The organism is Chlamydia poikilotherma (assembly GCF_900239975.1).
Classification (GTDB): domain Bacteria; phylum Chlamydiota; class Chlamydiia; order Chlamydiales; family Chlamydiaceae; genus Chlamydia; species Chlamydia poikilotherma.
In genome coordinates, this window is record NZ_LS992154.1 from 1,094,266 (window position 1) to 1,115,558 (window position 21,293).

Below are 21,293 nucleotides of genomic sequence, written 5' to 3' on the forward strand. Positions count from 1 at the left end.
CCTATGGGAAATCTAAAAACGTTGTTAGAGAGCCGTTTCAGGAAAAACACTCAAGATAAAATGGAAACGCTAACACGCAAGCGTATGGAGGGAGAGCTCTCACCTTTCTTAAGCAGATTTTCCGATATAAAATTATCCCAAAAAGAAGAAGAAAAATTCCGTCAACTTTTAGAAAACTATACATTTGAAGATCAGATTTCTGAAGAAGATTTTAAAAACCTCTGTAATCTCTCTGCACAAATAAAACAAATCCATCATCAGGCAGTGCTCTTGCATGGGGAGCGTATAAAAAAAGTCCGCGATTTATTAAAAACTTATCGTGAAGGGGCCTTCTCTGCTTGGTTACTTATTACCTATGGGAATCGACAAACTCCCTATAATTTTCTTGTATATTACGAACTATTTTCTAATCTTCCTGAACCTTTGAAAATAGAAGCTGAGAAAATGCCCAGACAAGCAATTTATACATTAGCTTCTCGACAAGGACCTCAAGAGAAAAAAGAAGCCATTATCCGCAACTATCGTGGAGAAAGCAAAGGAGAGCTCTTGGATATTATTAGAAGAGAGTTTCCTTTAATTTCTACAGATCGTCGTCAAACTTGTTTGGCGAAACAAGCACTGGCTATACTTTCCAAAGGCTCGCAATTATTAAAAAAATGCTCAGAATTATCTCCTGAGGATCATGCTGCCCTTGAAAAATTGATAAAAAAGCTTCAAAAAGTTAAAAGTAATTTCTTTCCCAATACAAAGGTCTAAATATGGCAGCTAAATCAAAAACACTAGAACTAGAAGATAATGTTTTTCTTATTCTTGAAGGAAATTTAAAAAGAATTTTCGCCACTGCTATTGGCTACACTACATTCCGAGAATTTCAAAATGTTGTTTTTAACTGCTCTAACGGCCAACAAGAAATAGCGAATTTCTTTTTTGAAATGCTCATCAACGGCAAACTCACTCATGAACTTCCTGTAGAACAAAAACAAGCGGCTCAAAGCCTAATGGCTGAATTTATGATGCTCATTCGTGTCGCTAAAGATGTTCATGAGCGTGGTGAATTCATTAATTTCATTACATCAGATATGCTATCTCAGCAAGAACGCTGCGTATTCTTGAATCGTTTATCTAGAGTAGATGGACAAGAATTTTTATTAATGACCGATGTTCAAAATACCTGCCATTTAATTCGTCATCTATTAGCAAGACTTTTGGAAGCACAAAAGAACCCGGTAGGAGAGAAAAACCTCCAAGAAATTCAAGAAGATATAGTATCATTGAAAAATCATTTCGAAGAATTAGAGAAATCTTTTCAATAAATAAAGATTTATGAACAAGAAAAAACGCGTACTTACCGGTGACCGACCAACAGGAAAACTGCATTTAGGTCATTGGGTGGGTTCCATAAAAAATCGTTTAGATTTACAGAATAACCCTGCTTACGATTGCTTTTTCATCGTTGCGGATCTCCACACTCTTACAACGCGAATACGTAAAGAACAGGTTTTAGATGTTGACAATCACATTTATGAAGTTCTTGCAGACTGGTTGAGTGTGGGGATAGATCCGAATAAGTCTACTATTTACTTACAATCAGCAATTCCTGAGATTTACGAACTCTATTTGCTATTTTCCATGCTAATTTCCATTAACCGGATCATGGGAATTCCTAGTCTCAAAGAAATGGCAAAGAATGCTTCCATTGAAGAAGGCGGCTTGTCTTTTGGACTAGTAGGTTATCCTGTATTACAAAGTGCTGATATTCTCCTTGCAAAAGCTCAGCTTGTTCCCGTAGGCAAAGACAACGAAGCTCACGTAGAGTTAACACGTGATATCGCACGCAATTTTAACCGTTTATATGGAGAGATTTTCCCTGAACCTGAAACCCTACAAGGAGAGATTACCTCTTTAGTAGGTATTGACGGACAAGGCAAAATGAGTAAATCAGCAAACAATGCTGTATACCTTTCTGATGATGATGCTACTATCAAAGATAAGATCAGAAAAATGTATACTGACCCCAATCGGATTCATGCGACGACCCCAGGTCGTGTTGAGGGAAATCCTTTATTTATCTATCACGATATTTTCAATCCTAATAAAGAAGAAGTTGAAGAGTTTAAAACACGTTACCGTCAAGGGTGTATAAAAGACGTTGAGGTAAAAGCACGTCTTGCTGAGGAGCTAATCCTGTTCCTGCAACCTTTTAAAGAGAAACGTGCTGAGCTATTGGCACAGCCTCAAATTCTTCAAGAAGCATTGCAACAAGGCACGGAAAAAATGCGTGCTATAGCAAAAGAAACTATGGAAGAAGTCCATAATACCTTAGGGTTAAGCCATAAATGGCGTTCTCGTCTATCGCTATAACTTACTCACGCCCATGATTTTTGAATTACGAGCAGCTTTTTCCCCTTGTGGCGATCAGCCGGAAGCTATTGCTAAACTTACCAAAGGCATACGTAATAGTGTACAATCTCAGGTACTTTTAGGAACTACTGGCTCAGGAAAAACTTTCACGATTGCCAATGTTGTGGCCAATGTTAACCGTCCTACACTCGTATTGGCACATAATAAAACATTAGCAGCACAATTATACCAAGAATTCAAAGAATTCTTTCCCAATAATGCTGTTGAGTATTTCATCTCTTACTATGATTACTATCAACCTGAAGCCTATATCGCTCGCAATGATACCTACATAGAAAAAAGCCTCTTAATCAATAGTGAAATTGATAAATTACGTTTATCTGCAACACGATCTATATTAGAGCGCAGAGATACTTTGATTGTTTCGTCTGTATCTTGTATTTATGGTATTGGTTCTCCTGAAAACTATGCTTCTATGGCTTTAGAGTTGGAAGTGGGAAAGGACTATCCTCGCATAGCACTTGCCGCTCGGCTTGTAAAAATGAACTACCAAGCTTCTCCAGTAGTACAACGTTCAACATTTCGTGAACGCGGTAGTGTTATTGATATTTTCCCTGCCTATGAAAGTGATCAAGCTATCCGCCTAGAGTTTTTCAATGATACCCTATCTTCCATAGAATACAGCGATCCTTTAACTATGATTCCTATGGCGTCAGTAGCCTCAGCCATTATTTATCCAGGATCACATTACGTAACACCCGAAGCTGTACGTGAACAAGCTATACGTTCTATACGTGAAGAATTAGAAGAACGTATGCTGTTCTTCCAGGATCGCCCTATAGAACAAGATAGATTATTCCATAGAACCACTCATGATATCGAAATGATAAAAGAGACAGGCTTCTGTAAAGGAATAGAAAACTATTCTCGTCATTTTACAAAGATGCCTCCGGGAGCACCTCCCGCTTGTCTATTAGATTATTTTCCTAAAGACTTCCTATTAGTTATAGATGAATCACATCAAACTTTACCTCAAATACGCGCTATGTACCGTGGAGATCTATCTAGGAAACAGTCCTTAGTAGAATATGGTTTTCGACTTCCCTCTGCTTATGATAACCGCCCTTTGACTTATGAAGAAGCTCAGAAGTATTTCCATAATGTAATTTATGTATCTGCAACTCCCGGAGAGACAGAATTAAACGAGAGTCGGGGATATATTGTAGAACAAATTATCCGACCCACAGGGATTCCTGATCCCATTCCAGAAATTCGCCCTGCAACAGGACAAGTAGATGATCTACTCGAAGAAATCCGAAAACGCTTATCTAAATCTCAGGAAAAGATTTTAGTAATTTCTATTACTAAAAAACTCGCTGAGGATATCGCTGCTTTCCTTTCAGAATTAGATATCGCCGCAGCATACCTACATTCTGGAATAGAAACCGCAGAACGTACACGTATTCTTGCTGATTTACGTCTGGGAAATATTGATGTACTTATAGGCGTAAACTTACTTCGAGAAGGATTAGATCTTCCTGAAGTCTCTTTAGTCGCTATTCTTGATGCCGATAAGGAGGGCTTTTTACGTAGCACCTCTTCTTTAATACAGTTTTGTGGGAGAGCAGCAAGAAATGTCGCGGGTAAGGTGATCTTCTATGCCGATCAAAAAACACGATCTATAGAACAAACCTTAAAAGAGACAGAACGTCGTCGACAAATACAATTGGATTATAATAAAGCTAATAACATTACGCCTAAGCCTATTATTAAAGCGATCTTCGCTAATCCTATTCCTCAGGGAGGGAAAAAAGAAACTCAAGAGACTCCTAAAGTCCCGCTTTCCATAAAAGAATTGGAAAAACTTATAAAAAAATATGAAAATCTCATGCAGGAAGCCGCTCATGAATTTCGATTTGATGAGGCCGCAAAATATCGAGATAAAATGAAAGCCGCTAAGGAACAACTTCTTTATATCTCATAAAATATTGTAAAAATCTCAAATGAAATCTGCTTGCTTTTTGTAAAATCAAAACCTAATATTGCCATTAAGCTCCCCCTACGTAATTTCATCTGATAAGGTAATCAGCATACCCAGATTATGTTAAATTAGATCTTTGGGGGCTAGTATCCAACCCCTTGACAAAAGAGATCAAAGACTCATGTTAGAAGTTGTCATTTCCAAGATCCAAGCTAGAGAAATTTTAGACTCCAGAGGATATCCAACACTATATGTTAAAGTAACTACAGACGCAGGCACTTTTGGAGAAGCTTGCGTGCCTTCGGGAGCTTCTACAGGAATAAAAGAAGCTTTAGAACTTCGTGATCAAGATAGTTCTCGATTCCAAGGGAAAGGTGTTTTACAAGCCGTAAAAAATGTAAAAGAAGTACTCCTCCCCGTCTTACAAGGAGTTAGTATATTCGATCAAATCCTCATTGACTCTATCATGGTAGAGGCTGATGGCACTCCAAATAAAGAGAAACTAGGAGCTAATACAATTTTAGGAGTTTCCTTAGCAACGGCAAAAGCTGCAGCAGCTACCTTAGGACGTTCTTTTTACCGTTATATAGGAGGATGTTTCGCTCATGTGCTTCCTTGTCCTATGATGAATCTTATTAACGGAGGTATGCACGCAAATAACGGATTGCAATTTCAAGAGTTTATGATTCGTCCTATTGGAGCAGCATCTCTAAAAGAGGCTGTGCGCATGGGTGCAGATGTTTTTCATACTTTGAAAAATATCCTCAATGATAAAAATTTAGCTACAGGAGTTGGTGATGAAGGGGGCTTTGCTCCACAACTAAAATCTAACTCTGAAGCTCTGGATCTTCTTGTACTTGCTATCGAAAAAGCTGGTTTTCAACCTGGCGAGGATATCTCCTTAGCTCTCGATTGCGCAGCATCTTCCTTCTATGATACAAAAGCAGAAACTTATGACGGAAAGAGTTATCAAGAACAAGTTAGTATACTTGCTGATCTTTGCGATCACTATCCTATCGATTCTATAGAAGACGGTCTTGCAGAAGAAGATTTCGATGGTTGGGAATTACTAACAGCAGAACTTGGTGAAAGCATTCAAATCGTTGGAGATGATCTCTTTGTTACTAATCCCGAGTTGATAGCGGATGGTATTAGTAGAGGTCTAGCTAATGCTGTATTAATTAAACCAAACCAAATTGGTACATTAACAGAAACTTCGGAAGCTATACAACTTGCTCATAATCAAGGCTACACAACAATCCTTTCTCATAGATCCGGAGAAACCGAAGATACAACAATTGCAGATCTTGCTGTAGCTTTTAATACAGGACAAATTAAAACAGGATCACTATCACGTTCTGAGCGCATTGCTAAGTATAACAGGCTTATGGCGATAGAAGAAGAACTCGGTCCTGAAGGATTATTTAAAGATTCTAATCCATTTTCTGGAGAATAGAATTGCACACATATCGCTTTCTAGTCATTCCTGGAAAGCGATTATCTTTTTATAACATCTCTTTGTTAAATATCTTATTTTTTTCCTTAGATACGCTATAAAGATATAAAACTCTCCTGACACGTTAAATAGTAGATGTCTGCTTAAGCAAAATTTTCTATATATTTAAAAAAACGAAAAAAGAAGGTTTATGAAGATCGGAAACGATCTTACAAATGCCATCTTATAACTACTCATTTAATGTAGATGATCCCTTTTACAAAAACGATAGGCTATCGTTTGTGGTTAGCATGTGTAGCTGCAATATTAATTCCTCTGGGGATTAATATCGTCCTACTCAACCTCAGACAATACCACACTACAGTTTCATCGGTTACAGTAGCTTTTAAAGAAAATGCTGCTTTTAAAGTGGATACTCTCATGCAAATAGTTCCACTAAATGCTGATGTTTTAGCACTATTCTCAGAAGTTCTAGATCTTGATGAGGGGATTCCCTCAGTTCCTAATGTTGAGCTTAGTAATGAAATGCAAAGAATATTCAGCTCAACATATGACGAAATCTCTTTAATTAAGCTCCAGTCTAATGGAGAGAAAATTGTTGTGGCCTCTAGTCTTCCGAACCATCTTGGAGAAAATTATCAAAATAAAATAGACATTCCTAACAATTTGCCTTTCTCAGCAACATTTAAACAATCTTCAGATGGTCATGAAGTTTTTTCAATAATGCAGGCAAACATCTTCGATAATGATACTCATGAACTTCTAGGTATTCTTTATACAACACACAATGTTGAAAAATTTCTCGAAGATATTCTTGTAAATACTCAGGCCTACTTCACTATAAAAACAGCTATTTTATCTAAAGATGGAATCATCTTAAAAGCTTCTGACCCCGACTTAGATCTTCGATCTATTCACGATAATGTTACTGAAAAACAATTTTGCGATACTTTCTTGGATGAAAGTACCTGCCCAAAAGGGATTTCTCTAAAGCCCCTCTCACTAACTCCCTTATCTATAGAACCAAATTTTTTCTCTTTTAAAAATGGGGATCGGGAAATATGGAGCTATCTCGCTAACGTCCCTAATATGGATTTACATGTTCTCTCTTATGGGACAAAGGCAGAGCTCTTTTCCTCATTCTGGAAACGTACGTTAATTTACTTTGCTTACTTTTTATGCGTTGTTTTAGGAAGTATTATCGCTTATCTCGCTGCCAAAAGATTATCTTTGCCTATTCGCAAACTTGCCACAGTCATCATACAAACAAGAAAAAATATTCGAGATCCCTATGTTGATGATTCCCTAGGATTCGAAGTGAATAGGTTGGGTCATATTTTTAACGCCATGGTACAAAGTCTAGACCAACAGCAAACCTTAGCAGAAAAAAATTATGAAATAAAAGAAAGTGCTCAAAATGCTCTTCGTCTTGGCGAGCAAGCTCAGCAAAGACTTCTGCCCAATACTCTTCCTAATTATCCTCATACGGAATTAGCAAAAGCTTATATCCCTGCTATTACTGTAGGGGGTGATTTCTTCGATGCCTTTATCGTAGGTGAAGGTGATCAAGCTACATTATTTTTAATCGTTGCTGATGCTTCTGGGAAAGGTGTCCACGCTTGCGGATACTCTTTATTCCTGAAGAATATGCTGCGTACATTCCTATCACAAATCCCTTCGATAAAAGAAGCTGTAGAACAAACAGCCTCTCTATTTTATAAAAACACCGCTGATTCAGGAATGTTTGTCACCCTATGTGTCTACAGTTACAATTATAAAACAGGAGTTATAGAGTTTTATTCCTGTGGTCATAATCCTGCGTGTTATCTATCTCCTAATGGAAATGTTTCCCTCCTCTCTCACCGAGGAATGGCCTTGGGATTTCTTCCTAATATTCCTGATGTCCCTACAGAAAGTTTCCACCCAGCTCCAGGATCTTTGATTGTCTTATATTCAGATGGAATTACAGAAGCTCATAATAAAGATTTTGAAATGTTTGGTGAAGAACGGTTAAAAAGCATTGTACAAACCTTAGTAGGGAAAAGCGCAGAAGATGCTATGCATTCTTTAATGCTATCTGTGAAAACTTTCGTAGGAAATTGCCATCAACATGATGACATTACCTTGCTGATTCTTAAAATATCGGACTCATGAAACAAACTTTTACCAAACGCATTTTGCTGTTCCTTTTTTTGGTAATTCCGATTCCTCTAATTTTGAATCTGGTAGTTCTATCATTATTTTCTTTTTCAGCAGCAAAAAATAATCTCATGGAAAATCTCCATACCCATGCGACAAACTTTAGCTTAGAATTTGAAAAGAAACTCACCATTCACAAAATCTTCCTCAAACGTCTAGCAAATACTTTAGCGCTTAAAGCCTACGCATCATCATCAGAGGATTTCTACTCTCAAGCTTATGATGAGATGTTCGCCCTATCCGATATGGATTTCTCCCTCTGTTTAATCCCTCTTCTTAATGGAAACATAAAAACAAAAAATCCTCATGATCCATTTATTCACTATTTAAAAAGTCATCCTGAAATAAAAAAGAAGCTCAGCATGTCTGCAGGAAAGGCATGTATCATTACTATCTCTTCAGAGGCTTCCTCGAATTTTCCTAAAAACTATCTGGTGATTACTGAAGATATTGAAGTATGGAACTCACCAACAAGTTCAGGATTGCTTGTCAGTTTTTATCCCATGGATTTCTTACAAAGAGATTTATTTAAATCTCTGCATTTAAAAAATGAAGATATCTGTCTATTAAACAAATATGGAGAAGTCCTCTTCGCTTCAAATTCTCAATTCTCTTCAGAAGTATTTTCCGTAGATATTCCCGACCTTCCTAAAATTACTGCCAGGAAACAAGCTATCCCCGTTGAAATAGCTCCAAAAATACTGCAAGAACACAGTCTCATAAGCGTAAAAATAAACAATAAAAAATATCTAGGCATTGTTTTAAATAAACTGCCTATTCAGGGAACCTATACCCTATCTATCATTCCACTTTCTTGGTTTATCACTAAGGCCATCCGTCTTCCTTTGAATGTAATTTTCTTCTACTCTTTGGCCTTTATCCTAATGGGGTGGATACTCACGAAAATCAATAAACGGTTAAATCAGCCGATTCAAGAACTTACAATATGTATGGAAGCCGCGTGGAGAGGAAATCATAATATCCGTTATGAACCTCAACCTTATGGATATGAAATTAATGAATTAGGAAATATCTTTAACTGCACATTACTATTACTGCTCAATTCAAGAGAAAAAGCAGAAATTGAACATACCTCTGGAGATAAGCTCCAAAAAGAATTGGCTATTCTTGCCTCCCTACAACAAACACTACTTAGCCCTACTTTCCCAGAATTTCCTAATGTCTCTTTTATATCCAAACACCTTCAAGGTATTCAGCTATCAGGCCATTTTTATGGATGGAAAGCCTCCATCCCTGAAAAGAATCTCATTGGCGTTGTAGGCCTTGCTGGAGATATAGGACTTCCATCCTATCTTTATGCTCTATCTGCACGAAGTTTATTCCTTGCTTATGCAAATCTTTCCTCTTCTTTAGAGAAAATAAGCTCTAATACTTTCGATGCCTTTGGGAAAACCACAGAGGGTGATGAAGCGACAGTCTCCATGACCTTTATTCGCTACTGTTCAATAGATACTACTTTGTCCATTCTATCAGTAGGAGAGGCGCCTCCTATAACCTTTTTAAAAAGGCAGGAAACATTTTTCCGTCTTACCTCGCCCACTAAGCAAAAAATAGAACCCGGGGATATTCTTGTCTGTATTACAGGGAATTATGAACTGACTGAATATCTCATGCGTCTACCTATTGAAGAGCTCATTAAAGATCCTTTAGCACCCCTAAATTCAGAAAATTTCATAGAGACTCTTACAGAAATGCTGAATAAAGAAACGCAATCACAAATAGATGGAACTTTAAGTTTCCTGTCTTTCAGTTGAGTGGAGATTTTGAATCGTTATACTTTCACTACCAGGTTCTGAAAGCAATTTAGGCTCCTTCCCCAACCATAACAATAGTGCTGAAATTACAAGGGCAATAACACCAACGATGGTGATGCCGGAGATAACAGTTACAAAGATTGGTGAAGTTACTGCTAAACTGATCAAAACTAAAGCTGCTCCAACAATGACAAAAACTATGAAGATTTTATTAATTTTTGATAATTTTGACTGGTGAGTCTGCACAAATTGCATAACTGTAGGACAGTAAGGTTTTAGATGTCCCTGTATACTCACTTAATACTCATTAGTTTAAAAATAAAACGAAACATGTTATCCATTAACGTCTTTTCTTACAAAATGATAAAAACTTCCTAACAGTGGTTCTTGAGGGTTTTTTTGTACTTTTCGTTACAGTATACTCATCCTATTCATTCTATGAACACAAATAATCTTCTCTTATTAAAATAACTTTTCTTGAGTTTTCCTTCAGGGAATCGTTTGCTGACAGAAACGAGGAATTCATGATAAGAAATAGGAAAAGTGCAAAGTTTTCTCTGTATTTCCTATGTCACGACTGGATTTTTTTGTTTTTGATTCACTAGTTCTTAAGCAAAAGCATAATGAATTAGAAGAGATCTTCTGCTCAGAAGATAATGATCTATTTCGCACTTATCAGACGACTTCCCTACAATCACCCCTAGCAGCGAAAAATCTCACTATAGCAAGAAATGCAGCACGTTATATTCTCGCAGAAAATGGGGAGATCGATATAGCTAAAGTCGTAAAAGCTATAGAACATCTAACAAAATGTCTCTATCCTCTAGGTCCTCATAGACATAATGAAGCTAAGCCTAGAGAACATCTGCTAAAAATGCTTCAAGCTATCAAACAAGAATCTGAGATTAAAGAAAGAATCAGAAAGCTTTTTGTTCCCTCTTATAAGAGCATTCAAGAGCTCATTCGCAATACTTTAGCTTTACCTCCTGAGATTGCTTTAACACCTATTCATGCACGTCAAGCAGCTCTCACCGCAATGTTTTGTTATCTACGTCAAGATGTTGGCTCATGCTTTGCAACTGCTTTTGCTATTGTCATTCACCAAGAATATCCTACATTATTTATAAAAGATATTGATGATCTACTAACCTCCGGCAAACTTACAAGAATCATAGGCACAAGAGAAGTCTCCGTACCTATAAATCTATCAGGATGTATTGGAGAATTGTTTAAGCCATTAAGAATATTAGATTTATATCCCGATCCTATAGCAAAACTTTCAGCATCTCCAGGTTTACAACGCGCATTCGAAGCTGCTGGCATCGTGGATACTTTGGATGATCCTCAAGTTCGTGTTCAGCAATTTTTGGCTCATGAATATCTTCTAAATAAACTACAGCATGTCGATGATATCATAACAACTAATGAAGTCATTCAAAGCACGTTGTTACACCATTATCAAATTACCGCGAGCTCCGTACGCTCCATCTTATTTCAAGAAGGCTTCTACAGTAAAGAGCAAGTCTTGTCTATTGAGAATTCTCATAGGCTTTCGCAAACACAAAGAATCTACAGTTATCTCAATGCATACGAACAAGCTAAATCTGCCTTTATCGGTGATACGCAAAATCCCCTATTAAAATCCTGGGAATATACATTAGCAACCCTTGCCGATTCTAACGATTCATCAACACTAAATCATATTCGTGTAGCTCTAGGATGGCATCATGATGATCCTGATAGCCTAGCCCATATTATCCAAACGTTTGTAGAAGAAGAAGTTGATAATGCTCGTGATCTTATACAACAATGTGAGCAGACCTATAACGAAGCACATGCTCAGCTTGAATACATAGAAAGTCGCATGAGAAATCCGTTAAACGAACAGGACAATAAAATCTTGCTCATGGATCATTTGCGTTTTCGTCAAGAGCTCAACAAAGCTCTTTATGATTGGGATACCGCTCAAGAAAAAGCAAAAAAACTCTTCGCTCTTCCTAATTTCTTACTCTCCTTTTACACAAAAATCATTCCACAATATTTCCGTAGTTCTTACGATGCCTTCATCCAAGAATTTTCTCATCTTTACGCAGATTCTCCAGCAGGATTTCGTATCCTTTTTACTCATGGAAGAAGTCATCCAAACACATGGTCTGCGATCTATTCGATTAATGAATTCATCAGTTCTTTATCAGAATTCTTTTCCTCAACAGAAGTAGAGCTATTAGGAAAACATGGAGTTTTAGGATTAGAGAAAGAAACTTCAGCTCTTATCCATCGTATTATTTCTTCCCTACATAAAAACTCTTTCCAAGAAGCTGCAATAACACGCATTCTTCAAGGATATAACCTTCCTGTACCCCAACCTGTTCTTAATAATTTAGACAAGATTTCTCATACGCCTTGGGTTTATGTTTCTGGAGGAACAGTAGAAACTTTATTGAAAGATTACTTCGAAAATTCTGAAGAACTTACACACATCGAAAAACATCCTGAAAATGCTCATGAGTTAGCAGCTTTCTTCTCAGATGCTTTAAAAGATCTACCCTCAGCGATAAAAAGCTATTTAGAAGATGGCTCACATTCATTAATAGCTTCATCTCCAACACATGTATTTTCCATAATTGCAGGATCGCCTCTATTCCTTGAAGCATGGAATAACGACTGGTATAGCTATACCTGGTTACGTGATGTTTGGGTAAAAAATCATCAAGATTTCCTAGCTGATACAGTATTAAATCAACAGGGAATCTACACATTTATAGAAAGATTCTGCACAAAATATAGTCTGGAAAAGTTTACTTATGATTTTCATGATTTCTGCTCTGACCACTCTTTATTACTTCCCGAACTCTATGAAAAAGCGTCGCGATTTTTACAAGAAACTCTACCAAGATCAAAAAATATCTTCCTCTTATATCAAAGACGCTTAGCTCATCAAATTGTCCAAGATATTCCCTATACTTCTGATCAACAACTTCCAGAAGTTTTAGATAGTGTTTGCTCTTATTTAGGAATTTCCTCACGAATTACTTATGAAAAGTTCAATAAACTCATAGAACAATTTATTCCCAGTTTCTCCTTATTATCGTCAGGAGAAATTCGTCATCTTTTTAAAGGATTGATGATGGAAAGCTATCAGCAGTTGTACTTTGAAGAGGACATCTTTTTAAGATTAGCAACAGCTATGCGCCATCATAATCTCGCCTATCCAGCTCCTCTACTCTTTGGAGATAGTAATTGGGCATACAGCTATTTCGGATTTATTCTTCATCCAGGAACTCAAGAAATCGATCTCTGGCAATTTAACTATGCCGGTTTGCAAGGATATCCATTGGAAAACATAGACAAATTGCTTTCTGTTTCAAGACCTTGGACTCTCTATGCAAATCCTATAGACTATGGCATGCCACCTCCTCCAGGATATCGTAGTCATATGCCTAAAGGATTTTTCTAATCCTCATCATTATCTTTTTTCTTCCTTTGGAAAATCAAACGAAATAAAGATTTTAAAGAATATTTGGAAATTTCTCTTCCCATTGCAGAAATACTTTCTGTTAAGGGAAGCTTTTTAGGGCATACACGCACGCAGTTGTGTGCTTGTCCACAACCTTCTATACCTTTCTTTCCCATAAGGCTGCGTAAACGTTTTTTAGACTGCTTATCTCCAGGATACGTATTAAACAAACGTGCCTGAGCAATAGCTGCTGGTCCAATAAAATCATTATGCTCATTAATTTGAGGACAAGCTTCCGTACAACATCCACATGTCATACACATAGATAAGGCATACATTAGCTCTTGCTGTTCTTGTGATACCTTCACACCACAATTTTCTCCATCGGTATCGGCAGCTACCCAACCTTGAATCTTTTGTAAATTATCAAACATAATCGAACGATCAACAATAAGATCACGAATTAATGGAAACTTCGTTAACGGAGCTAAAACAATTTCTCGAGATCCTGTTTCTTTTATGTACTCTTCTATAAGTGCAGTGCATGCCTGACGAGGCGTACCATTTACCAATAATGAACAAGAACCACAAACTTCTTCTAAACATCCTTGTTCCCATACAACAGGATTCACCGTCTCCCCCAGGATATTTACAGGACGTTTTTCGATTTCCATAAGAGCACTAATTACATTCTCTCCTGGATGTAACAGCAATTCAAAACTTTCCCAATATTGTTTTCCTGGGGTTCCCCGATAGATTTTCAATATAAAAGTTTCAGGAGTATCCATAGTCCTCTCTTTATTTATATGGGCAAACGAATGATTTCAGGAACGTTGGCAAACTCGATTTTCCCTGTCGAAGATTTTGTATAATCTCGTAATGTAGGTTGCACGTGACGCGTATCTACCGGTTTGTAAGTAATCTCAGGTTCTTCAGGAGAATATGATGCTAATGTTGTCTTTAGCCAATGGACATCATCACGCTTAGGGAATTCTTCTTTATAATGAGAACCTCGGAATTCATCTCGCAATAGCGCTCCTTTTGTAATCGCTAATGCTAGCTCTATCATAGGGCCCATCTGACGGACAAAATGGAACGTCTTATTGGCAAACTGTGAAGAATCATGTACAGAAACTTTTTGGAGTCTCTCTCTAAATATTTTCAACTGTTCTAGAGTATCTCTTAAATCTTTGTTATTGCGTTTCACAGTAACATTTCCAACCATGACTTTGGCGATCTCTTCATGTAAAACAAAGATATTCTCTCCCCCACTTCTTGAAAGTAAAAGAACATTTTCTTCCTTCTCTTGCTGAAGAGCGTCAGTAAAATCCGTAGAATTTGTTGGACAAGAGCCAAAAGCAGTTATGAAACGTGCTGCCTCTTCTCCAGCAACAAGTCCTGCATATAAACAAGATAATAATGAATTCGCTCCTAAACGATTCGCTCCATGATATTGGAAATCAGATTCCCCACAGTTGAAACATCCTGGAATATTTGTCATTTGACGATAACGACTATCGCGATCGGAATCATCCGCAGCAGGCCAATCTACCCAAGCACCACCCATGGAATAGTGCACGGCTGGGAAAATTCTCATCGGGACTTTATCAGGATCTTCTCCAGTAAATTTCCTATAGATATCTAAAACGACTTCTAGCTTATGTCGTGTGGAGGCTGGTAGATGAGTAACATCTAAAAAGACTTCCATACGTCCATCAATTCCTAACCCTGCTTCACATACCTGTAAGATAGCTCGAGCACCTACATCACGGCTAACTAAATTTCCATAAGCAGGATACATTTCTTCTAAGAAATACCAAGGTTTTCCTGTTTCTCCACACGGACGTTGCGAACCATCAGGAAAAGTAATTGTCTTTGAGGCATCTCCAGGAACCCAAACGCGTCCACCTTCGCCACGAACAGATTCAGATATTAACCGTAGCTTATCAATACCAGGAATTGCTGTAGGGTGAATTTGAATAAACTCTGGATTTGCATAGGTCATTCCCTGTAAGAATAATCGTCCATTTGCTGCTCCTGTACAAAATGTCGAGTTTGTAGACATTTTGAAAATAACTCCTGGACCGCCTGTAGCAAAAATAACAGCGTCTCCCTTAAGAACTTCCAGACGATTATTGAATAAATTCATCAATACAATCCCACAGGTTCTGCCAGAACTGTTAGTAATTAATCTTACAAATTCATGATTTTCGAATTTGTTAACTTTCCCCTGTCTTTCTCGACGGCGCACCTGTTCGTCTAGGGTATACATAAGCTGCTGTCCCGTAGAGGCTCCACAAAATACTGTACGATGATATAGAGTCCCTCCAAATCTACGCACATCTAATTCTCCATTAGGAGTGCGATTAAAAGGACATCCAAAATTATCCAACATACGGATAATCCTGGGTGCTGCCAAACACATTTCTAAAATAGGAGGTTGATCTGCTAGGAAATCACCTCCTTTGATCGTGTCGTATGCATGTATGTAAGGAGAATCTGCTTCTTCATGTTTAAGATTAAGAGCGGCATTTATTCCTCCCTGAGCACATACAGAATGAGATCTTTTTACTTTTGTCAATGATACAAGATCAACAACGATACCGTAATCCGCCAATTTCATTGCCGCTGACAACCCTGCTAAACCACCACCGACGACAATAACTCTACAACCCTGTGCTTCCATAATCTTATGCCACGCTATACAAATTCCAAATCACACTAATGCCCATGGCAGCGACAACAACCATGGCAAAATAACACAAATTACGTAAAAGAGCCTGAGACCGTAAAGATATAACAACTCCCCACCGGGAACAAAATGTCCAAAAACCATTAAACCCATGAAATGCAGCAGCCATCACAAGTATAGTATAGAAAATAGCCATCCATAAAGATCCCAAAGAATCACGAACAATATACAGAAAAGCCGTCCCTACATTGGGCGTAAGAAGGTATTCCTTATTTTCTGACAATTTAGAAACAGCACTACCTTCAAGATCCTCTTTATCCAAACGGATAGTTCCCATTTGAGGAGCTGAGAAATTTATAGTGAAAAATCGTTTGGTGCCACGAACTATCGCTGAATAACGAGAGGAATCAACATCCACAACATAGTATGTTTGTCCATGCAGCTCTACATGAACAGGATAACGAAGAAAACGAAACTGAACAACGTGAAAAATAAGTCCAAAAAGTAAAATCCATGCTGTTCTTCTCTGCCAAGTGTAAGCAATGTTTCTCGCATAAATCAAAGCAGGTTTACTACCGTCAGATTTCCCAGAATTACTCTGGGCGTGGAAAAGATAGACTATACCTATAACAGCATGAGTTATAAAGGGTAATGCTAAAAAGGAGATTTCTATAATCTTCAGACCAGGAATCTGATGGAACTTACTCACCAACTGAACAAATCCCTTTCCCTGATTAAAATAAGAAGAAGCAAGCATATTCGTAAACATATGCTCACAAAGAAACAACGTAAATGCAAATCCCGCTAAAGAATGAACACAACGTAAAACAAAGCTGGTGTAGTACTTCCATGGCTTCTGAGTCATCTCAGAACATGCTTCCCTTTCATTCATCGTAAGCCTTTATTTCACAATCTCTTTTTCTAGCAACCATAAAAGCTTAAATAGAATTATGTGAAGCTATTTTTACTAGCAAATCAGAGATAAGGCTAACCTTTTTTACGACCCTCTAAAAATCGTAAAATATTACCTCGAGCTATATCTGCAAGCTCTTGAGAGTCGATACCATGAATATTAGCAATAGTCTCAATTGTATATGCTATGTAAGCAGGCTCATTTTTTTTACCACGATAGGGAGTCGGAGCTAGAAAAGGAGCATCTGTTTCTATTAACAAATGATTAAGAGGGATTTGGGCAACTACAAAACGTAAATCCTGAGCATTTTTAAACGTAACAATGCCACTAATAGAGACATACCATCCACGAGAAATGAGCTCCTTAGCCTCTTCTAAAGTGCCTGTAAAGCAATGCAGCATCCCAGGACAAGAGCGTTCATCATGATGATAATATTGATCTATCATATGGAAAAAATCATCGAAAGCACCACGACAATGGACAACCAAAGGCAATTCACATTCTAAAGCTAAAGACAAATATTTCTTCAGAACCTCTTTCTGACGCTCTTTGGCTAGATCATCTGTGCCGAAACAATAATCTAAGCCTACCTCACCAATAGCAGCTAATTTTCCAGACTGAGCTAAACCTTGAAAGTATTGAAAATGCTCGTCTATATCTGTATGGGCATCTTGGGGCGGAGTTCCAGCGACATGATAAAAACGCAATTCTGGGAAATTCTCTGCATAGTTAAAAGATTTATTCAACTCGTCAATAGTTGTTGTTACATTAACAAAGAGGGAAACTCCGGAATCTTTTGCACGATGAATAACATCAGTAGCATCTTCCATAAACGCTTCATCCGAAAGATGTAAATGCGCATCAGCTAAATCCATAACCCCTCTCCTTAAAATCTCGACGCGAGGAAATGTACAATCATACATCTCCTAGTAAAATATCTTCAAAAGAATCGATCTTTTAAGAAGCATTTCTTAAATTAAGAAAAAAAAGAGTGTATTTATTCAAATACACTCTAAAAAGTCTAACATCTAAAGTTATAGATTAATTTTTAGAAAAGACCATATCTTCAAGAACTGATTGCGTAATCTTTTCGGGAAGCACTATAGGTTCCGACTGATCAGCAGGATAATAGACATAGGAAGGAACGCTTGCTCGTCCTAAACGCGCTAGCTCCTCAGTAATACCCGGATCCTTACGTGTCCAATCTGCCTCCAGGGTAACTACCCCGCGTTCTTTAAACATCTCCTGTATAGCGGTTCCATATAATACAGGCTTGTTCATCTGACAGGTTAAGCACCACTTAGCTGTGAAGTTTACAAATACAGCTTGCCCCTCTTTACGCAGCTGCGCAAGTTTTGTTCCAGAAAAAGGCTGCCAAGAACCTCCTCCCTGAACTACTACAGTTTCTACTTCTTCTGTGAAATTTCTAGAAGCCATAAAGCTCAATGATAAGGCTCCTGCCACAAATCCAAAAAATAATGTCGAAGCAAATACTCTCTGTTTCTTAGGAGAAACAGGTGTTCCCCATTTCCCTAGAATCCATGCTCCTAACCCAGCAAGCCACAATCCAGCAAGCAAGATAATTAACGCTGTAGTACTTGTTTCTGAACCAAAAATCCACGCTAACCAAGTTACCGTTCCCAATAACATGAATCCAGTAAGTTGCTTAAATGTGCTCATCCAACTTCCAGGTTTAGGAAGAATGGATAACATCTTAGGAAATACAGAAAACACAAGATAAGGTGAGGCCATTCCCAAGCCAATAGAGGTGAATATCATCAACTGCTTGATAAATGATAGAGACATAACCAAACCTAATATGGAACCTAAAAATGGTCCCGTGCAAGGTGTTGTTACTAAAGTAGCTAATACTCCATTAAATACAGCTCCTACAGCTTTATTCTTAGAAGCTCCCGACTCTGTAGACTGAAGTTTTCCACCAAGGTTAGCAAACATCGTTCCCATTTCAAATAAGCCTAAAGAGCTCAAAGCAAACAGGAAGAATACAATAATCAAGGTGGCTACAAACATAGGTTCTTGAAGCTGAAAACCCCAACCAATGTTATGACCTAACATTTTTAGAAGAAAAGCGACTCCTGCCAATCCCCAAAAACAGCCCACCACTCCTAAAGTAAAACAAAGACCATTGACAATCACTGAAGAGCGATGTTCTCCTGCAGATTTAATCAATCCATAAACCTTAAGAGTTACTAAAGGCAAAACACAAGGCATGATATTAAGAAGAAGTCCCCCGAGGAACGCCATCGCTATAATTGTCATATAATTCCAGAATTCCGAGGTTTGTCCAGAATCACTAATTTGACCCTGGATAACGAAAGACTCGATCTCTCGACCCGCGCTATCCGTAAGTAATAAAACACCTCGCAATTCCTGATTCTTCTGAACTCCCGACAGGGTTTTAACCTTAAGTTTCCAGGCTATCCCAGAAGTCTCATTTATCGCCTCTTCAGAATAAGCAAAGATTTTATCAGCCTTCTCCGAGATAAACCAAGCTTTCTCTGCTCGGTTTGAGCTGCCAATAATATTTAAAATAAGCTCACCTTCTTGACTACGTCCTAATGTAATCGTCTGATCATCCTTCAATAAACGTGGTCGAGATTGTAGAGTTTGAGCAAACTCTGCGGATCTTTCAGGATGTAAAGGAGCAACGCCATCGCGATACGGCAACGACAGCTCTAAATCGACATTCCCAGGGACGCAACTCTCTCCGCAAGCCAACCATTCCACATGAGCTTTTAATACTATAGATTCATTATCAGCGCCACTTTCGGGAGCACGGATATCTGCAACTATAAATGCATTATCATCATAACCAAAGAATGTCGTACCGTCTTCTTCGAAAACCTTTGGAGCAGGCCAATGCTCCTCCTCAACGACAAACCCCTTGGGTAAATTCCAATTAATTCTTAATGGGCTACCCACTTCTCCTGGGTTTTTCCAATAAATATGACTTCCTCTAGGAGCGGATATTTTAATCCCCAATCTGAATATTCCACCTTTAGGAATATGAGAGCCCTCAGAAACTAGAGTAGCACCTGGCAAAGCTTTTTCCTCTACTACGGGCTCTGCAGCACGCAATTTCTGACCATGCGCACTAAAGGCAGGCAGAGAAATTAGAAAAGCTACCAATATAGTTTGAAAATGCTTTTTGATTTTATTCAAAATAACTCCAATTATTTCTAAATCAGGTAGATAATTATACACTATATATAGTTTTATTTTTATAAATGCTTTCGTAAATTTCTTTAACAAAACCTACTTGGCTCTATACCAGAATTTTGATAGGATCGTCTTTTGTACAATCCCCTCATTATGTAAAGAATTTTATACTCTATGTTGCAATTCACCCATAATCCAATTATCCAGGCCTTCAGAGAAGCCGATCTTTTCGGTAAGGGGATATTCTTTAGCTTATTGATTCTTTCCCTATGCACTTGGACGGTACTACATCAAAAGCTTGCTATTCAAAAAAAATTTCTAAAATCGGGCAAGTCTCTTAAAGATTTCCTGATAAAGAATCGCCATGCTCCGCTATCTTTAGAAATTCATCCGGAGCTAAATCCATTTGCGGATCTATATTTCACTATTAAACGAGGAACTTTAGAACTTCTCGATAAAAATCGTCAGCAGGCTCCTGATCATGGACCGGTGTTGTCTATAGAAGACATTCAATCTCTGGAGACTCTATTAGGAGCAATTATCCCCAAATATCGTGCAATTATGCATGAAAACAATTTTATCCCTGCCACGACGATTAGCTTAGCGCCTTTTTTAGGTCTTTTAGGGACTGTTTGGGGCATTTTGGTAGCTTTTTCTCATATTAGCTCGGGACAGGCTGAGGGAACAGCGATGATGGAAGGACTGGCAACAGCGTTAGGGACAACAATTATGGGCCTATTTGTTGCTATTCCTTCTTTGATTGGGTTTAACTATCTTAAAGCGCATTCTTCCCGATTAATTCTAGAAATAGAGCAGACAGCATATTTGCTGTTAAATTCTATAGAAGTTAAGTATCGTCAGACAAATTTATGAAACGTATTATCGTTGAAGATACTGAAGAAGATCCCAATGTCAATCTCACTCCGTTAATTGATATTGTCTTTGTTATTTTGATGGCATTTATGATTGCCATGCCTTTAATACGCCTTGATTCCATAGCTCTAGCTCCAGGAACTAAAGAGCATAAGGTTCTCGGGAAAGATGATGAACTTCCCATAACAATAAAAGTATTAGCAGATAATACAATCACACTGAATGATCAGGTTCTTTCCTTAATGGAATTAAAAACACAACTGACCCTTCTATATCAGCGATACCCAAATAGAGTACCTCTGCTATTACAAGATGGCGATACACCTTTTAGATTATACCAAGAAGTAAAAACTACGATAGAATCAGCAGGATTTCACGAACTCCATATAGCTTTAAAAAGCTAATT

Annotated in this window: 16 protein-coding genes; 10 read left to right on the plus strand and 6 right to left on the minus strand. The window is 37.9% G+C overall.

Annotation, left to right across the window (positions count from 1 at the left end):
- The first annotated feature begins 3 nt into the window (after window positions 1–3).
- From C10C_RS04865 to C10C_RS04895, 7 genes are all read left to right on the plus strand, one after another.
- Window positions 4–756 (plus strand): pGP6-D family virulence protein, encoded by a 753-nt coding sequence (locus C10C_RS04865; protein ID WP_117274694.1) that lies wholly within the window; start codon window positions 4–6, stop codon window positions 754–756.
- Between the two features lie 2 nt (window positions 757–758).
- The gene (locus C10C_RS04870; RefSeq protein WP_117274695.1) at window positions 759–1,313 is read left to right on the plus strand and encodes a CT584 family type III secretion system tip protein; all 555 of its coding nucleotides are present in this window, start codon (window positions 759–761) and stop codon (window positions 1,311–1,313) included.
- A gap of 10 nt (window positions 1,314–1,323) precedes the next feature.
- Window positions 1,324–2,361: a tryptophan--tRNA ligase gene (gene trpS / locus C10C_RS04875; RefSeq protein ID WP_117274696.1), complete on the plus strand. Its 1,038-nt coding sequence runs from the start codon at window positions 1,324–1,326 to the stop codon at window positions 2,359–2,361.
- 13 nt (window positions 2,362–2,374) lie between these two features.
- Window positions 2,375–4,345 (plus strand): excinuclease ABC subunit UvrB, encoded by a 1,971-nt coding sequence (uvrB, locus tag C10C_RS04880; RefSeq protein ID WP_117274697.1) that lies wholly within the window; start codon window positions 2,375–2,377, stop codon window positions 4,343–4,345.
- A gap of 178 nt (window positions 4,346–4,523) precedes the next feature.
- Entirely contained in the window at window positions 4,524–5,798 is a 1,275-nt protein-coding gene (gene eno / locus C10C_RS04885; RefSeq protein WP_117274698.1) for a phosphopyruvate hydratase, read from the plus strand.
- Between the two features lie 246 nt (window positions 5,799–6,044).
- Complete coding sequence (locus C10C_RS04890) at window positions 6,045–7,952, plus strand: PP2C family protein-serine/threonine phosphatase (RefSeq protein WP_117274699.1); 1,908 nt, start codon at window positions 6,045–6,047, stop codon at window positions 7,950–7,952.
- Window positions 7,949–9,772 carry a PP2C family serine/threonine-protein phosphatase gene (locus C10C_RS04895; RefSeq protein ID WP_117274700.1) on the plus strand — a complete coding sequence of 608 codons (1,824 nt, stop codon included), beginning with the start codon at window positions 7,949–7,951 and terminating at the stop codon, window positions 9,770–9,772. The genes C10C_RS04890 and C10C_RS04895 overlap by 4 nt, the downstream gene beginning before the upstream one ends.
- Here the strand turns inward: C10C_RS04895 and C10C_RS04900 are convergent.
- Complete coding sequence (locus tag C10C_RS04900; protein WP_231913637.1) at window positions 9,749–10,069, minus strand: hypothetical protein; 321 nt, start codon at window positions 10,067–10,069, stop codon at window positions 9,749–9,751. The genes C10C_RS04895 and C10C_RS04900 overlap by 24 nt on opposite strands.
- Window positions 10,070–10,340: 271 nt before the next feature.
- On the opposite strand from C10C_RS04900, the gene C10C_RS04905 reads away from it, so the two are divergent.
- The gene (locus C10C_RS04905) at window positions 10,341–13,229 is read left to right on the plus strand and encodes a hypothetical protein (protein ID WP_117274702.1); all 2,889 of its coding nucleotides are present in this window, start codon (window positions 10,341–10,343) and stop codon (window positions 13,227–13,229) included.
- On the opposite strand, the gene sdhB is transcribed toward C10C_RS04905, so the two are convergent.
- From sdhB to C10C_RS04930, 5 genes are all read right to left on the minus strand, one after another.
- Complete coding sequence (sdhB, locus tag C10C_RS04910) at window positions 13,226–14,017, minus strand: succinate dehydrogenase iron-sulfur subunit (RefSeq protein ID WP_117274703.1); 792 nt, start codon at window positions 14,015–14,017, stop codon at window positions 13,226–13,228. The genes C10C_RS04905 and sdhB overlap by 4 nt on opposite strands.
- A gap of 14 nt (window positions 14,018–14,031) precedes the next feature.
- Entirely contained in the window at window positions 14,032–15,915 is a 1,884-nt protein-coding gene (gene sdhA, locus C10C_RS04915; protein ID WP_117274704.1) for a succinate dehydrogenase flavoprotein subunit, read from the minus strand.
- A 4-nt stretch (window positions 15,916–15,919) separates the two neighbouring features.
- Window positions 15,920–16,813 (minus strand): succinate dehydrogenase cytochrome b558 subunit, encoded by an 894-nt coding sequence (locus C10C_RS04920; protein WP_117274705.1) that lies wholly within the window; start codon window positions 16,811–16,813, stop codon window positions 15,920–15,922.
- Window positions 16,814–16,908: 95 nt separating this feature from the next.
- Window positions 16,909–17,709 carry a TatD family hydrolase gene (locus C10C_RS04925; RefSeq protein ID WP_117274706.1) on the minus strand — a complete coding sequence of 267 codons (801 nt, stop codon included), beginning with the start codon at window positions 17,707–17,709 and terminating at the stop codon, window positions 16,909–16,911.
- Window positions 17,710–17,875: 166 nt separating this feature from the next.
- Window positions 17,876–20,017 (minus strand): protein-disulfide reductase DsbD family protein, encoded by a 2,142-nt coding sequence (locus tag C10C_RS04930; RefSeq protein WP_117274791.1) that lies wholly within the window; start codon window positions 20,015–20,017, stop codon window positions 17,876–17,878.
- A gap of 171 nt (window positions 20,018–20,188) precedes the next feature.
- Between C10C_RS04930 and C10C_RS04935 the strand changes: the two genes are divergently transcribed.
- Window positions 20,189–20,887 (plus strand): MotA/TolQ/ExbB proton channel family protein, encoded by a 699-nt coding sequence (locus C10C_RS04935; RefSeq protein ID WP_117274707.1) that lies wholly within the window; start codon window positions 20,189–20,191, stop codon window positions 20,885–20,887.
- Window positions 20,884–21,291, plus strand: a complete 408-nt coding sequence (locus tag C10C_RS04940; protein ID WP_117274708.1) for an ExbD/TolR family protein — start codon at window positions 20,884–20,886, stop codon at window positions 21,289–21,291. The genes C10C_RS04935 and C10C_RS04940 overlap by 4 nt, the downstream gene beginning before the upstream one ends.
- Window positions 21,292–21,293: the final 2 nt, after the last annotated feature.